Source organism: Loktanella sp. D2R18 (genome assembly GCF_003318235.1).
Lineage (GTDB): Bacteria > Pseudomonadota > Alphaproteobacteria > Rhodobacterales > Rhodobacteraceae > Yoonia.
Genome location: NZ_QOCG01000033.1, coordinates 1 through 14,724, shown reverse-complemented (window position 1 = coordinate 14,724; position 14,724 = coordinate 1). Strand labels below are relative to the sequence as shown.

Genomic DNA, 14,724 nt, shown 5'->3' with positions numbered 1-14,724 from the left:
GAAATGATAAATCCGCCAACCAGTCTCAATAGCTAGGTAAGAAACTTGCAAAAAACGTTGCAAGCGAGCAACCTGGCGGCTCTTTGAAATAAAGCCTAGGTCTGTACTTCAAAACATGCAAGACCTTCCTTTCTATTTCAGACTAAAAAAGTCAACTAATGTAATGATTTGAGGTGCTCCTAGTTTCCTAGAGGGACTGTTGCGTTAATTGACGAAGGCCTAATGAATAACAGTGTTTTAGGCGGGCCTAACCTAGTTATTCCCAACAATTTCTGATTGAAATAGAGGTTTTGTGATGCCCAATGGGTCATTGATGTTCTGAGCGCGTAACAATGATCGTTCGTTGATTCTGGCCGTCGACAAGCCAGAGCATTGTTGGCGCCGAAAATGTTTCTGAAAACCCGGCTCGCAGATCAAAAAGTGGCACTGGATCCGTGGCGATGTCGCCTGCCCAGTATAGGTTCGCGCTTGACGCGCGCCCACTTGACCCACCCAATTCACTTTCGCTAAAGTTTACCTGTGTTTCGGTGTTATGCATGCCATGTAAAATATCATGGCCAAACGTGTCCGCGAGGTCTGGACTATCATAGTGTGCTTCAGTGGTTTCAAAAATGGAAATGCTATCCGTCAGAACCAACGTTCCATCAATCCGTTCAAATTGCATGATGCCGCATTGATCGATTTGGTCGGGTGTTGAGCAATCAAGGTTTCCGAAAGGGCGTGCCGGTCCATTCAGGCCGAATGTTCGGCGTGTGGAAATACGAAGGGCGAGTTCTGCTGCGGCTTGAGTTTGTGCGTAAGTTAAAGTGAGTGTTTGATATTGCTCCAACGGCCTTTGCCGTTAGAAATTTCCATCTTCAAAAGAAAACAACTGACCGCTGAAATTATCACCAGTGCCTGATACAAAGGCTTGATCCTGCAAGAAGGTAAGAACCTCATCCCAGCTTTGCCCTGCGATCGGGGCTTTCGTCACTTCGGCAAGTCCAATGGCTGCATCAGCCGGAGTTAAATTTGCTGCAGCTTGACGCTCCTCTGAAGGAATAGGTTCATATCGGCCAATCTCTGTACCGGCGCGATTTGTGAGGATGACTTCTGAAACGCGGCCTTCAATCGTATTCGACTGTAAAGGTGATGCGCCTAACGTATCCAGCGTTACCGTGATTGTTGCGGATCTCGAAACGTCGAACTTAGCGAGTGTATCCTGGCCGTTCTCTACGGGCACAGGAAAGATACGAACTGCAGCGGCGTTACTAAACTCGATTGGCACTGAGCCACGAATGGAGGTGCCGGGAAAGAACAGGGGCACGGGGAAACCCCCTGCTGCGCTATCATACTCGCCGACGTTTGTTTTTCAATTGAATTGAAGGGATACATCTTCATCCAAATCGTTCCATAAATTTTGAAGTCGCTCCAACTCAAGATTTAGCTCCTGATCACGGCTAAACTCATCGGCGGTACGAACGACGCTTGCCCCTCTCGATAACGCTTCGAAGTTTGGCACTTCGTTTCTTAAACGCTTTAGCAGCAGTTGGAGTGTTTCGACATTTGGGCTCACCAAAAGCTGTTCAGAGTAGCTGGGCGAGCCTGAACACAATAGAGCAGTAAGAAGGGCGGACTTTAAAGTTAACTTAACAGGCATGCCAATTATCCATTTAAAAGTTTTTTTTTGAGGTGATTCTTTGTGACTATAGTCACTTATTGACTATAGTCATTGGCCCTACTGTGCAAGCTGCTGAATACCCTGTACGATGGATCGTAGGGAAGCAGACATAATTGATGCCTTTGCGCGAGTGCTACAGGCGCGTCGTCGCGAGATGGGGCATTCCCAAGAAGAGTTGGCGCACAGAGCGGGGCTTTCGACGAGTTACGTGTCGTTGCTTGAATCTCGCAAACGTCAACCGACGCTCACCGTTATGGTTCGGCTGGCCCGTGAGTTAGATATGCCATTCTCGGAGTTTATAGTCGCTATAGAGAACAAAATATCTGGGTAAGAAGCCAGCGCGCCTTTTTTCTTCACAAAAATACGTTGACGGGTTTTGTATGAGGAACATGACTGCAAAATCTTGTATATTGATAAGGCAGAGTGCCTTGGCTAACGTGCTGGCATGAACCCAACCCTCAAAATTCACCGTGACGTTGATGTCATGGAACATTCCCCGCTTTTGCGTGGCATGGTTTTGGCATTGCGCTATGCGGATGAGCATGGAGGGATTGGCCTAACAAAATCTGATGCAGTGAACCGCAAGTTCGTGCATTGGGCCGCGGCTGCTTTCAGGTGGCCCGGGCACACGTCTGAAGACTTGTTCATCGTTAACAAAGTCCTCAATGAGCATGACTTTTTTCCGCTTTGGCCATTGCGAAGCCTGCTACACCATTTCAAATTGGTCCGGCGCTACAAGGGGACATTGCGTGCGACAGCGCTGGGGCGGTCATTGGCGGCCGACCCTGCCAAGTTTTTTGACATGGTTGCGCCCATCTATCTTTACCGTTTTGTGCATGATGAATACATGCGCGATGGTGAAGATCAGGGCGTTCAGGGTAACTGGCACATCTTTTTGAACTTGATCGATACTGAAGTCCGGCAGGGCTGTCGCTTAGAGCGTTTGATCGAAACACTGTATGGCATGCCTGCAAATGACGCCTACGATATGCACTACAGCAACGTGAGGTCAGCATTCACGGTCAACGTCATAAGACCTTTGTCTTGGCTTGGGCTCCTGCGAGAAGAGCCCGAGAGTGGGCGCATGTTAAGCGACGGCACGTATTACAAAACGCCCCTCTGGTCGGCGTGCCTGCATTTGGAAACGCGCAGCCCACCGAAGCTACGCTTGGTGCACTAACGGTTGCAAGTTTCGTTCATTTTCATTTGCGGTATATTTCCGTTCGAAGAACCCTCAACTGGGTCATCCCTATTGGAAAGAAGCATGGTTCGACCTACATCTGGTGGATACGCGGTCGCCCTTCCAACATCTCCGCCCGTTCCAACATCCGCACAGCATCACGTAGACTCAAACGCCGCTTTGTGACAGCCGGTGCCCGAGCAATTGCCATGACGACTGCTTCCACTGCTGCGTCCGACAGCCCGATTTCGGCCCCTTTTTTCGTGACAAAACCTTGCAACTGTTCAACCGTCAGATCAGTGATCTCAATCACCTGACAACGGTTCCGTACGGGTTCAGGTACATTTTCGATCGTGTTCGACGTCAGCACCCATGAGATATGCGACATATCAAAACGCACACGGAAATACGGGCAGTTCCATGCTTTTGCGGTAGCCGGTTCTAACAATGACAAAAGCGCGTCTGCGAAGGCATGTGTCGCACCTCTCGTTGACGTCACCGATTTTGCTTTGCAAACTTCATCAACGACGATCAAAGGGTTTGCCATCTTTTTTGAGAGCATGACATCCAATGGGTGGCCTGCCTGGGCCGTGGACCAACCGCGCTCAACGCCAACGAGGCTCATGCCGGCACCGCCCTTACGACCATGTATTACTTCAGTCTTCGTGGGCGCAAACGCACTGGATTTTACAAGTCATCGCAAAAGCTTCCCAGAGAGAAGGAGTTTCACACTGCCTACATCGTCGCCTTGCAAACGGCGGCACCGAAAAAATCTGAAACCCTTACTTCGACCCTCGTCGACGATTACCCGTCATCTCCACGATATCTGCTACTAGCCTCTCGCACACAGGAAGATTACCGGCTTTGGCTGGATCGGTTTATACTCGAATTTGGACAGGACCCTGTCGAGATTTTTGAAGAATGGGAATCATTAAGAGAAGTCAACGAATGGCGTGACAGGTGGAAAAATAGCCCCAAACAGTATTATTATGCGGGTACAGTTACGACACTCCTATTGAATTGGGGCGTAAAGCAAGGACGGATCCGGCGGCACCACTGCAGCTTTGAAAAAGTTTACAAAGCTGACCGGGCGCACATCACCTGGACCCAAGATTTCATCAACACTTTTTTAAGCGTCGCTCCAGACAATATTGGGCGGGTTTTGATCGCCGCAACTGAAACTGGCTTACGTCCTGCTGATCTGGTCAAGCTCCGTAGGTTTGATGTCGAAACCCTAAGCTCGGGAAATCGACGTCTACGGGTCGTGACAAAGAAACGCGGCATTTTTGCACATATCCCAGTCACACCGAAGCTGGCTGAGGTGATTGATACGGTGCCGAAGGGGCAAGAGTATTTGATGGTTAATGCATCTGGAAAACCGTGGACAGAGCGCTACGCCTCACAAAGATTAAGTCATTGGAAAAATAAGGCGGGGCTTACGGAAGAAAGGCTCGGCTACAGTCTTCACATGCACGACTGTCGTGGTACAGCCACTACGCGGCTCCTCGAGGCTGGAGCCGATGCCATCCAACTGGCGACCGTTTTTGGCTGGAACCTTAGGTATGCCACTCAGATGATGGAAGTCTATGCCGTTGTTGGAAGTGACAAAACCGACAAAATTTTGGAGCTCGTCGCTAAGGCCGAAAAGAACGTCGTAAGAACGTAACTGTAAAATGTCTTGTAAAATGCTGGTTCGTAAATTCACGCCCGGAAGGCTAAGTGCTTGATATTAAATGGAGGCGAGTACCGGACCCGCTACCATTTCTCTAAGCCCTTGGGAGGCTTGAACAATCGAATGCGAGGTTGAGTTGTGTGTCGCACTGTGTGTCACACTTTTGCTTTGAAGACGACGATTTTGTCAACCCCACCCCTCTAAGCATGTGCAGCGCTGAAAGCCCAACTTGCCTCTCGCAAACAGGATCAACAAGCTTGTTCTCTCTAAGTGGTCGCGGAAAGATGGAATGTGTACTCACCTGCTTATTGAAGCACGGGGCACGGGGGAGAACTCCGCACAACATCATACATATGGGTGCACGCAAAATAGTTTTGGAATTTTATAACCGTATAGAAAAAGACCGTACAAAGCCAGTTTCTCTACGAAGGATAAACAGCACATTTGATCCAGCATGACATTGGCAATTCAAGGATGTTTTAGCCGCATTTCGAAGTAAGAACGGGTCACAAACTAAACGTGATTGTGCTGGATGAATTTTTTTGCAGGCATCGCACTGAAGAACAAGTTTGGCGTGGTGACTGTTATTCAGTTCATGAGCTAACGCATCACGAGAGACGACTAGACTTCAAGCAAAGAGTTCAATCGCTTGGCCAAATCGCCGCTAAGCTGCTTCCGCCCTTCAGCATTATCCAAATATGTAAGGTACCTGTGAGCTTGGAGGTCCGACGGTATGTCATTCTTATTTTGCGTGATGGGGATGACGGGACGGCCCCATGCGTGGGCTAGTCCCATCTCGTAAAAGACATTGGGGTTGCGCCCCGTCAAATCGCAAATGACCACAGCAGAGTGGTTTACAAGCTCCATGATGTCTCGCATGAACATTGAATGCCCCCACATTTCATCTGCTCTCTTTGCTTGGAGTGCGGTAGTGGTGCACGCTGCCTTTATCGCATCATAGACTTCTGAAAACCCTCCGAAGGGCATCATGACACCAATTACATCGTTCCTCGGCAACTCATAGGTATACCCTATGATCTGTTGTGTGTTGGAAAATGCCGCAACGTGCGTGGTGGCGGTGGTTACGTTGCTAAATTTTCGCATCACGTATGCCTGAACTTTTTCTAGTGAGCCATCATCACGGCTTTGCATTGCCACAAGCATATCAAGAACGTTGCCAGAATAGTCGGAGTCACCCCAGCTCAAACTGCGTAATAGTCGGTCATGACCTTGAATGTAGCTGGTCCAGCCTGTGATCACCCCAATTTCCAAAAAGTGCTCTTTTTCGAAACACTTTACGATTACATCTTTTGTAGTGAGAATGGGCGGCAATGGCTGTGTCTGGTTCATCGCGATATCTAACTCTATATCCATTTCGGCAAGGAAAGCCAAACGGCGGACTGCCGCAGCAAAACTTATGTCTTTTGTATCACGTAAAAAGCTGACGATATCACCTTTGGCGTGACAGCCAAAACAGTAGTAGAAACCTTTGTTGTTATCAACGTGGAAACAGGCAGTCTTTTCTGCATGGAAGGGACAACATGCCCACAAATCGCCTTCGTCGAAGTTGCTCTTTTTTTGATCCCACTCCACACTTGGCGCGACTATATCTGAAAGATGCACGCTTTGCCTAAGGCGGTCGAGAAAACCCGGTGGGATCATTGGCGTTCCGAACTTGATTGAGGTAGTGAATGGGTAACATAACCCACAGCAAGTACAACCTGCCGCTGAGGAGCAGCATACCACTATTGCTACTTCCGTTTCCATACGTAGTTTCCTACCGCGAACTTGTAGAGCAGCTAATTGAACAAAGCATGGGGATGAGCCTGGTGGATAGCTAAATTACCAAAGCATGAAAATTTGTCGGAGTTTTGGATGATTAATTTGGTTGCGTCAGGTCGTGTGAACCATGATCGTATAGGGGCTATCGTGGCTGCGAGGGCGAACCGGACTTGCATCTGAGGTATTGGACCGTGCTCAAAGTGTGGCCTGACATGCATAAATTCCGTCACACAAGTGTGTAAAACAACAAAATTGAAAAGAGATAGATAACACCAGTGCCGTCCCGCCCCTTCGATCCACAATGGACAACAGACTCACCTGAATTGGCCGCATATCTAGAGCAGTTGTGCGAGCAACTAACTCTCAGTGAAGTCCGAGAACGTAAGCGTCGATCAGATGCACAGAGAAGTTTTGAAGCGTCAATCGGATCTATTGTCTTAGACTTGTTTCGTGCAAATCAATCTGATCCAACCTTGGAAGTTGGAATTGCCTCGGGATCAAACTCGCTACAAAAATTGAAGCAGTCACGCTACGGTCCAAGTTTCATATCAGCTCGTTCGTTTCAGGACGCACTGCAAATTCTGATCGGTACAGGCTTAGTGATCCGGACGACCGGCGCTTGGTATGAGCCACACGGCCCAAGCAACCGCACCGCTCGATATCAGGCCTCTGAGGCCCTCTTGCATGGTCTATTGCGCAACGGGGCGTCCGTCGCCGCCTTGCGTCGCCACAGGGCGGCTGAGGGCATACGCCTCAAGGATCAAAACAAGAAACTGGTCGAATACGGCAATATCCAGTTCGCGGATGATGCAAGGGACCGTCTTCAAGATATCAATTCGATGCTAACTGATCACTGGGTCGACTTAGCCGTCTCAGATGACCAGCTCTCACGCCTCAAGTCCGCGATCAATGGTGACGATAAGGAAGGGGCTGCCAAGTCCTCTGACTTTGCTGCACGCACTGTTCATCGAGTGTTCAATAATAGTGATTGGGAGCAAGGCGGTCGCTTCTACGGCGCGTGGTGGATGGGCATTCCATCCGAGCTTAGGCGATACATCTTGATCGATGGTAAACGTACAGTGGAAGTCGACTATTCTGGGCTTCACGCCGCGATGCTCTATGCGATGGAAAGGATGGATATACCCGAGGACCCCTATGCACTTTCTTCCTCCACGGGGTTAAGGAGGTCTCAACGCAAGCTGATAAAGCGGACTTTCAATGCTCTTCTGAATTTTAGCGGCAATGGGCATCTGCAACCAATCGAAGGCTTCTCAGAAGAAGCCACAGGAATGTCATGGATAGAGTTCAGGGCATCTATCATCAGCAGCTTTCCCAACCTCTCTAAGCACTTTGGATCAGGAATAGGTCTCAAGCTTCAGTACAAGGACAGCCTATTGGCAGAAGCAGTAATGCTTAAATTCGCGAAAATGAATTATGCTTGTTTACCAGTACATGACAGCTTCATCGTCCATCAAGCCTTGCAAGACGACCTGACCGAAATAATGCAATCTGAGTTCGAGAAGATGTTTGGCAAAAGAGGATATGTTTCATTCGATATTGGTTTGGGTGAAGTAGTTGCATCTTCAACAACTAAACCCATCGAATGGAGCCCAGCAGAGTTAGAAACAGCTCCGGGCTATGAACAACGACTGAGATCGTTCAGGCGCAACGGTCAATCGACGAAATAGCGTTAACTTGACTCGATGACATGGACATATGCCGATGATTTTAAAAACTTCATATCAACCTCCGTCGTCGCCCCTTCAGGGCAACTCCTCTACTACTAGTAACGATAAGGAAACCCATCTTCGCCGATGGCGGGGGGACATCAATATTACTGAGAAAAATAAGAATTTAGCGGCATCAGCATAGCTGAACGAAGGGAGGTAGACACGTAGCTATCTTCTTATCTTATTGGTCACAGAGAGATATGTCACTGATATTACATTGTAATTTAAAATACGAGCTCGCCACGCTCGTGTGCAGCCGTGATATCATACATTTGCATGGAGATGTATCGGCGACTTAAAAAATGGCAGCGCAGCGCTAACGCGGCTCCTAGCGTAATTCACCCCAAGCTCAACCCTAGAGCTACTCCACTGTATTTAGTACTGGAGCTATCATGCCTAACTTTTATTCTCCGACGAATGCCCATGCCTTTGATCAGTCAGCGCTTTTAGGTCACTGTCAGCTTTTCTCTTCTCGACAACCATAGCCCTGAGTTCGGCTGTGACTGCCGCGACGGTTTCATCGGATGCAAGCTCATCAGAACTTTCAACAGGTGTTTCTATATCCACCTCTCCCCCTTGCTCAGCAAACTTAAGGAGGTTCTTGATCGAAAGTTCTAATTTTGGCCTCGTTTCCGTAGTTAACGGAACATTCAAATGGGGTTCGATGGACCTCATAGCGGTAGCAATTGCTTCTTTCTTAAGGTCTCGCTGCTGATCACTAAATGCCTGCTCCATGGCATCATTTGTCAGTCTTTTACTCCGCAACTCTTCGGCCTTAATCTGCAGGTCCAAAATGTTTGCCGCCACTACCGTAATAGATTTGGAAATCATCGCCAAAATTAGGGCTGCTTGTGCGGTCATTCCGAGGAAGACCATCAATGAACCTGTATCAGCCCCTGTCACCGTGGTGTGGTCAACAGTCTCTCCTACCGCATTGCCGATGCCTGTCACGGTAACATGCCAATCGTTAACACGTTTTTTTAAGTCTGCGACGTTATCAATCGAAGCATCTGCCTTGAAGATCACGGCGACACGATAACGTCCTGCTACTGCGTCCGTTACATATTCATCTGCAGTGATGCCAATATTATTCAATGCCGTGGAAGCGAGCTGCAATTGTTTCGAAGCTTCAAACAGTGCTTTAACCGATGCAGACACCTGAGTCGAAAGAGTGGCAATATCGTAGCTTTGTGTCTTGACGACGTCATTTAGCCAAACAGCGCCATGGCGACCCAAAAATCTGTAAACTTCAAGCTTCTTAAGCGTCATGACTTGCAATGACGATAATTCAGTTGTGTCCCATGCATCAAGAGTTTTAGTTATAAAATCTAGATGTTCCTGAACTGGGGCGGCTGATTGTCCTTGCCGCGAATTATTCGCCAAATTTTGATCTAGTTGTTTGAACTTTGGGCCTGCTTGCGCCATGAAATTCGTCATCCATCGACTGAGCCTAATAACTTCTTTTACGTCCACAACTCGTCCTCTTACTTCTATAAAACTGAATTCAAACAACCACCTTTGATTGTGCCGCTTGGGGTCATTAAATGCAAGTAGGCCTAATATGCACGTGAGGAACGTGAGGAACGTGAGGAACGTGAAGCATGCATTTAGGCGTCAACCAAACCAATATACGAAACACCTCAACTTTTCTTGGCAACGTGTTGTAGCCTTATTTGAACCTTCCCGCAAATAGCGACCTGAAGCCAGCTCACACCCCACCCCCAAACCCCCTCGCTTTAGCAGCTTGTATCCAAGGCTGCTGTTTTCCACCTGTCATGCGATCAGCCATATCTTGTGCAAACCTAATTGCATTTATGTCATCCTGCGGTGTCGATAGCTCGCCGAAAAGAAGAAGTGCTTCGCGTGTCGCATCTGCGTTACTGGCGCCAGTATCAACTAGCATAATGTACCTCACTGACCTAACAAACCGCTTTCCCCTTTCGCAGTGCTGCCACTCGCGCATAGCGCAACATTTGTTCGACTGAATTGTCGGTTAGCGGACAAAGTAGCCTTCGTAGTGGAACCACGGTAGTGTCTCAGTTTAAAAATTGCGCTTGTAGAATCGACCTATGGTTGTGACTATTTCTCCGAAAGGGATGTGATCATGCCATTTGTTAACTCGTCTGCTATCGCCCGTATACAATGGAGCAATGGCACATTGTCCATTTGGTTTCATGTTAGCGGTAGATATGACTACCCCAACGTACCAGAGAGCGTTTACAGCGCATTTCTAGCGGCACGGTCCAAGGGCCAATTCTTCAATGACCACATAAAGGATCGCTACTAATCCAAGTTCACCCTAATGGTGCACGGCCCTTTGCTGCCGTTCGTCACGTTGTCGCAATGCTGCGGGTGCAGCCCGCATAGCGGACGTTGATCGAAGTCGGTAACAATTTAGAGCACCGAAGTCGGCTACGCGGAGAGGCTGTGTGGAAACTCTGCTGATAAGCGGACGAAACCGCCGTTCGTTGTTTTGCCAACAAGGACCTTTTCTAGTCGTAAGCGGACCTTTCTTCAGAAATCAAATACAAGCTGGCGGTTTTTGTGAAGTCCGGTGAGGCATGTAAAAAACTATCTTATTGGACGAAAGTACCACAAAGCTAGACGACTCATGGTCGAAGTACAGATTTCCACCATAAACAGGCATCATCGGTGCGAAGTGACAAACCTCATTCCCGAACGAGTAAGACAAGGTTGGACCGTGTATCATTGTAAATGTTCGTGCCATACCCAATAACATGCAAAGAAAAAGTGTTGTAACGACGGCCAGCTTCCTACCTTCTGCTGAGTTGATGAACTCTCGGTGTGTTCTGCTAGTGGCGACTTGATAGGCGCTCATCGATCCAGTGATAGCTATGAATCCTCCAAATAGAATCGTATAAACCACTGAAAGGCTGATTAATTGTGTCGTGAATTCTTCGTTTGCGATAGAAAAAAACGTTGAAAGGCAAAATGCTAAGACTGCTATGATGCGGCCGCCGAAAACAACTCTGCCGTAGGACCGACCTTCAACGACTGCATTGAGCATCCGACGTTGCAATCGTACTAAAGTAGGGCCCCGCAAACCTCGCGGCTTTTTGGGGCCATATCGAAACTTACAAATCATAAAAATCCACTGAAACACTAATCCTACAATGATTAAGCGGGTGATTTTGAATAAAGCAAAAATTATCAACGCCATGAACGTCAGTTGCCCGGATAGATGAACTATTGAGGCATGATTAATGAGCGTCGCGATTGGCGCAGGCAAGCCAAGGACAATGCCCAATATATAAGCTGCGTTTCCTCCAGCATAGAGTGCCAATACCAAAACAGCGCATGTCAGCACGTCCTTGCGGCTCATGTTTCGCAGAGTTTTCAAGACCGGAATATTCTCGAAGATCGTACACCAACTGTTTTCTGAACTATCCAACTATCGTTTCCTCAATACCCCAAAAATTCACGGGATCACATTGCTACCATAATGGGAATGGAGGCTGCCCGCCACTACGCACCCCACTGTATCGTAGGACCTGTTCAATCGTCGCTAGCCACCACAAACTTATCAAGTGCGTCTGCTAGTTGCTTCAAGGTATATCCCTCTTTCATATACACCTCTTGTGTTACTCCAGAACGCGCATGCCCAACAATACACTGGACTATTGGTTCAGGGACATTTGCTTGACTAAGTCGCGTTATAACCGTGTGTCTGAGACTATGAAATACTAAGCCCGGTTCCTTAATCCCTAGTTTCGTTAAGAAACTCTCATTACACCAACGGCCTAAGTTGCGGCCATACCCACCATTCTGATTGAAATTATAGTCAGGGAACAATCGCCTGCTTGCTTTGCGTTTGCTTACGAAGTCGATGAACCCGAGGGCAATAAGGTCTTTGTGCAGCGGGACCTTGCGCTTTCCAGCCTCCGACTTAATGCTTTTGTTTTCATCACCATCGTCTGTGATATTTAGGAACCAAATTGTCCCCTCTTGTTGCACATCTACAGTGTCTAGCTGACATATCTCATTTAGGCGCGCCCCAGTGTATAGGCCTAGGAGCATGCCCCACTTGTGACTTTCGTTGCGGACATAACCGGACGTGTTTTTTACCAGTTCTGTATAGATGAGATTAACCTGTTCTTGTGTGAACGGCTTGCGTGCATCCCCACTCTTCTTTGCCTTAGCGACCTTCATACCAACAAACAGCTTTTCTTTGGCATGGCCATGCCGCTCTGCCCAGTCGAAGAAACTGGCAAACATCTGAATGTGACTATTGACCGTTTTCGGTGATATCTTCTTGTGTCCTTCGACCTTTATAGCTTCCATCAATGGCAAGTCTTTGAGCGCAGGCTTCGTATTACGCGAAGAAGGCATCGCTTGAAGAACCTTCTTCAAAGCACTGGCGTCCCTCTTAGTAATATCAATTAGCTGCTTCTCTTTGCCAAAATATTCCAACATCACATTGAGATAGGCTTGGTTCTGTTTGGTAGTCTTGGGAGCCCATTGGCGAGACTGCTCAGAAATGAAGTCGGCAACCCCATCGCCCAGCGACGTACTGCACGTGGGAGCCATGCTGGGCGGCGACGGCGGCGTTCCGGGCTGAGAGCCAAAGGAATAATGCTCTGACCGCTCAGCGGCCTTTATGATGGCCTTGAGAGAGTCCTTCCTACCTTTCCTCAGCTCCCGTCGAAGGTCAGCCTCGTTCTCAGCCCATGACGCCTCATCAAGACCTGCAAATTCCCTAAATTTTTCGATTAAAGGCCCATCAAGATACAAGTCAGACATTTCGTCATCACCTGTTAGCCCATCTTGGTGAATATCCAGCTCCTCTTTCATCACCTCAATGTTGCGCGGAGGTAAGCCTTTAGAGTTCATGACTTCGCTTAGTCTCTGGTAAGACCTCGCAAAGTAGCCCTGAACATACCCGCGTATTTCGTCTTGTCTAAGCCGCGCCAATACTATGTGATCCTTTAACAATTGCCCACATACTGCTAGATATCTAGCCAAGTCGCCAGCCTTGTTGGGGCATTTTGTCCGCAATGACATTCGCACGGTTCTGCGCGGCTCACCCTCAATATGGGGTAACGGCCAGCGGAAATAGAAAACGCCATGTCGGGATACGGTAAGGTAGGATGATAACATCATTGGGTGTGTCTCCCTTTGTGTCGCACTCGACAGCAAAAGCTTTAACCCATTGATTTAGAAGGATATGGAGGCGAGTACCGGAATCGAACCGGTGTACACGGATTTGCAATCCGTTAGAATTGGTTGTTCTTAAACCATAATGTGTGTGGCACCCATCGGGAACGCAGCGGAAACATATCAAGAATGTGTGGCAAGCAAAAACCTGACAGATCAAGTAGAAACGTCTGAAGGTTGCTGGCATCGGCGCCCCATACCCTAGAGTTTCATCGACAGGAACGGTCCAAAGCAGGTATACAGCCACCAATCAGCATGCTGCAGTGCGGCCCATCATTCCGAACATTTATGCATCTAGCGGCATTTTTTACGACATATTTTCTGGCGGCTAAAATTTTATTTTTCATAATTTAGCCACATTCAACAACCTATAGTTACACGCAGTACTACCTATGCGCGCAATTGCCGTTGCACCTACACCAGACGTCCAGATGGTAGTTACGCTGTGTTCTGACGAGTTGATAAAGGAGATAATAATGGAACTAAATGGACAACCTGTAAATGCTGAGGTCTTTCCGTTCGAGGAAGGCAATAGTCACGAAACGCGCCCTGTTGCTATATTCTTAGACGATACAGTGGCAAAGGCTGGTGACATCCTTAGCCTTCCATCGGGTGCAAGATTAGAAATAGATTACGCGTCTGTTCATGCGGCGAAAGACATTACAGTTTATTTCCTATCTCAAAGCACCCACTGAATACTGGAAGCCCCGCCAAAGTGTGGGATTGTGTGTTAAATGGTAGTATTCGCCGCCCATAGCTGCTTTTAGCACAAGCTCTCGACGTTGCTGCGCAGCTTCTCCAAAGCGGACATTGGAGCAGGTGCGCAGCATTTTGATAGGCTGGAGGTCAGCTCAGCGGGACTAAGCTGCCTTTAGCTTTCGGCACTAGACATGTACTTGTTTCCCCTAGCCAGAAGAAAGTGTCACATGCTGAAGTTTAGTAATACCTTTGTCACCTTTGGTTTAATTGCTCTACCGATCCAGCTGTTTGCAGCGGATGAACTGCAACTGGGCTTTGAGCTTGGCAGTATCTTGCCCGATGCACGCGCCTACGCGTCTGCTAACGGCTGGGCGCTGCGCCGTTTGTCGGAAGACCTACCAAACGAATGGGTTGTGGAAGGTGCGGATGGCGGTCTTTTCGTATGCGATAACACGGTGCTAGCCGTTCGGCGAAACTTTGAGGGAAACGTGGATGATTTTGCAAGTATGGTGCTAGAAACTACCATCGCACGAGGTGCCCCTGAGACCAATATTGTAACCTTTTTGGCGGGCAACGTGCGCATATCAAACATCGACGCAAGATATGAATCTGAAGATGGTTCTGGCGTGCAAATCCAACTCCATAGCACTGACGGCAAGGTTGGAATTTCAACGAATGTTTGGTCAGCAGAAGGTTGCGCCGACTAGATCGAGTAGCTTCCCTTTTTGGTAGGTGTGGGCTCATTGCCGACTTTCGCTGCACCGGCGAACGCCGACTGAGTGGATATTGAACGCCGATGTCTGCAATGCGGACTTTCCCGACTTTC

At 48.3% G+C, this 14,724-nt stretch carries 15 protein-coding genes and 1 tRNA gene; 7 read left to right on the top strand and 9 right to left on the bottom strand.

Annotation, left to right across the window (positions count from 1 at the left end; all coding sequences use genetic code 11):
* Positions 1 to 307: 307 nt before the first annotated feature.
* The 3 genes from DS901_RS18520 to DS901_RS18510 form a co-directional block, all read right to left on the bottom strand.
* Positions 308 to 664, bottom strand: coding sequence for a hypothetical protein (locus DS901_RS18520; protein ID WP_147249974.1), 357 nt, complete (start codon positions 662 to 664; stop codon positions 308 to 310).
* Positions 665 to 841: 177 nt separating this feature from the next.
* On the bottom strand, positions 842 to 1,306 hold the full coding sequence (locus DS901_RS18515; RefSeq protein ID WP_147249973.1) for a hypothetical protein: 465 nt from the start codon (positions 1,304 to 1,306) through the stop codon (positions 842 to 844).
* 45 nt (positions 1,307 to 1,351) lie between these two features.
* Positions 1,352 to 1,639 (bottom strand): hypothetical protein, encoded by a 288-nt coding sequence (locus tag DS901_RS18510; protein WP_113778436.1) that lies wholly within the window; start codon positions 1,637 to 1,639, stop codon positions 1,352 to 1,354.
* A 109-nt stretch (positions 1,640 to 1,748) separates the two neighbouring features.
* Between DS901_RS18510 and DS901_RS18505 the strand changes: the two genes are divergently transcribed.
* Complete coding sequence (locus DS901_RS18505; RefSeq protein WP_113778435.1) at positions 1,749 to 1,991, top strand: helix-turn-helix domain-containing protein; 243 nt, start codon at positions 1,749 to 1,751, stop codon at positions 1,989 to 1,991.
* 114 nt (positions 1,992 to 2,105) lie between these two features.
* Positions 2,106 to 2,840 (top strand): hypothetical protein, encoded by a 735-nt coding sequence (locus DS901_RS18500; RefSeq protein WP_113778434.1) that lies wholly within the window; start codon positions 2,106 to 2,108, stop codon positions 2,838 to 2,840.
* Between the two features lie 94 nt (positions 2,841 to 2,934).
* Here the strand turns inward: DS901_RS18500 and DS901_RS18495 are convergent, their stop codons facing one another.
* Positions 2,935 to 3,465, bottom strand: coding sequence for a hypothetical protein (locus DS901_RS18495; protein WP_113778433.1), 531 nt, complete (start codon positions 3,463 to 3,465; stop codon positions 2,935 to 2,937).
* A 21-nt stretch (positions 3,466 to 3,486) separates the two neighbouring features.
* Here DS901_RS18495 and DS901_RS18490 point away from each other — a divergent pair, with 21 nt between their 5' ends.
* Positions 3,487 to 4,506, top strand: a complete 1,020-nt coding sequence (locus DS901_RS18490) for a tyrosine-type recombinase/integrase (protein WP_113778432.1) — start codon at positions 3,487 to 3,489, stop codon at positions 4,504 to 4,506.
* Positions 4,507 to 5,133: 627 nt separating this feature from the next.
* Here the strand turns inward: DS901_RS18490 and DS901_RS18485 are convergent.
* Positions 5,134 to 6,174 (bottom strand): CHC2 zinc finger domain-containing protein, encoded by a 1,041-nt coding sequence (locus tag DS901_RS18485; protein ID WP_113778431.1) that lies wholly within the window; start codon positions 6,172 to 6,174, stop codon positions 5,134 to 5,136.
* A gap of 635 nt (positions 6,175 to 6,809) precedes the next feature.
* Here DS901_RS18485 and DS901_RS18480 point away from each other — a divergent pair.
* Positions 6,810 to 7,982: a hypothetical protein gene (locus DS901_RS18480; protein WP_113778430.1), complete on the top strand. Its 1,173-nt coding sequence runs from the start codon at positions 6,810 to 6,812 to the stop codon at positions 7,980 to 7,982.
* Positions 7,983 to 8,420: 438 nt separating this feature from the next.
* Here DS901_RS18480 and DS901_RS18475 read toward each other — a convergent pair whose 3' ends face one another.
* Positions 8,421 to 9,497, bottom strand: a complete 1,077-nt coding sequence (locus tag DS901_RS18475) for a hypothetical protein (RefSeq protein WP_113778429.1) — start codon at positions 9,495 to 9,497, stop codon at positions 8,421 to 8,423.
* A 631-nt stretch (positions 9,498 to 10,128) separates the two neighbouring features.
* Between DS901_RS18475 and DS901_RS19190 the strand changes: the two genes are divergently transcribed.
* A complete protein-coding gene (locus DS901_RS19190; RefSeq protein WP_113778427.1) occupies positions 10,129 to 10,311 on the top strand; it encodes a KTSC domain-containing protein in 183 nt (60 codons plus the stop codon).
* A 234-nt stretch (positions 10,312 to 10,545) separates the two neighbouring features.
* On the opposite strand, the gene DS901_RS18460 is transcribed toward DS901_RS19190, so the two are convergent.
* The 3 genes from DS901_RS18460 to DS901_RS18870 all read right to left on the bottom strand — a co-directional run bounded on the left by DS901_RS18460 (position 10,546) and on the right by DS901_RS18870 (position 13,278).
* Positions 10,546 to 11,436 (bottom strand): hypothetical protein, encoded by an 891-nt coding sequence (locus tag DS901_RS18460; RefSeq protein WP_147249971.1) that lies wholly within the window; start codon positions 11,434 to 11,436, stop codon positions 10,546 to 10,548.
* A 104-nt stretch (positions 11,437 to 11,540) separates the two neighbouring features.
* On the bottom strand, positions 11,541 to 12,875 hold the full coding sequence (locus tag DS901_RS18455; RefSeq protein WP_258546799.1) for a site-specific integrase: 1,335 nt from the start codon (positions 12,873 to 12,875) through the stop codon (positions 11,541 to 11,543).
* Between the two features lie 335 nt (positions 12,876 to 13,210).
* Positions 13,211 to 13,278 (bottom strand) — tRNA-Cys (locus DS901_RS18870).
* A gap of 397 nt (positions 13,279 to 13,675) precedes the next feature.
* On the opposite strand from DS901_RS18870, the gene DS901_RS18450 reads away from it, so the two are divergent.
* Together DS901_RS18450 and DS901_RS18445 are read left to right on the top strand one after the other, a co-directional pair.
* The gene (locus DS901_RS18450; protein ID WP_147249970.1) at positions 13,676 to 13,894 is read left to right on the top strand and encodes a hypothetical protein; all 219 of its coding nucleotides are present in this window, start codon (positions 13,676 to 13,678) and stop codon (positions 13,892 to 13,894) included.
* Between the two features lie 195 nt (positions 13,895 to 14,089).
* Positions 14,090 to 14,605, top strand: coding sequence for a hypothetical protein (locus DS901_RS18445; RefSeq protein WP_220150257.1), 516 nt, complete (start codon positions 14,090 to 14,092; stop codon positions 14,603 to 14,605).
* Positions 14,606 to 14,724 lie beyond the last annotated feature (119 nt).

What these genes read in the sequence shown, in the direction of transcription:
- DS901_RS18450 (WP_147249970.1), top strand. Translation starts at nt 13,676, where the DNA reads ATGGAACTAAATGGACAACCTGTAAATGCTGAGGTCTTTCCGTTCGAG.
- DS901_RS18510 (WP_113778436.1), bottom strand. Translation starts at nt 1,639, where the DNA reads ATGCCTGTTAAGTTAACTTTAAAGTCCGCCCTTCTTACTGCTCTATTG.
- DS901_RS18520 (WP_147249974.1), bottom strand. Translation starts at nt 664, where the DNA reads ATGCAATTTGAACGGATTGATGGAACGTTGGTTCTGACGGATAGCATT.
- DS901_RS19190 (WP_113778427.1), top strand. Translation starts at nt 10,129, where the DNA reads ATGCCATTTGTTAACTCGTCTGCTATCGCCCGTATACAATGGAGCAAT.
- DS901_RS18485 (WP_113778431.1), bottom strand. Translation starts at nt 6,174, where the DNA reads ATGATCCCACCGGGTTTTCTCGACCGCCTTAGGCAAAGCGTGCATCTT.
- DS901_RS18495 (WP_113778433.1), bottom strand. Translation starts at nt 3,465, where the DNA reads ATGAGCCTCGTTGGCGTTGAGCGCGGTTGGTCCACGGCCCAGGCAGGC.
- DS901_RS18500 (WP_113778434.1), top strand. Translation starts at nt 2,106, where the DNA reads ATGAACCCAACCCTCAAAATTCACCGTGACGTTGATGTCATGGAACAT.
- DS901_RS18455 (WP_258546799.1), bottom strand. Translation starts at nt 12,875, where the DNA reads ATGAACTCTAAAGGCTTACCTCCGCGCAACATTGAGGTGATGAAAGAG.
- DS901_RS18490 (WP_113778432.1), top strand. Translation starts at nt 3,487, where the DNA reads ATGTATTACTTCAGTCTTCGTGGGCGCAAACGCACTGGATTTTACAAG.
- DS901_RS18445 (WP_220150257.1), top strand. Translation starts at nt 14,090, where the DNA reads ATGTACTTGTTTCCCCTAGCCAGAAGAAAGTGTCACATGCTGAAGTTT.
- DS901_RS18505 (WP_113778435.1), top strand. Translation starts at nt 1,749, where the DNA reads ATGGATCGTAGGGAAGCAGACATAATTGATGCCTTTGCGCGAGTGCTA.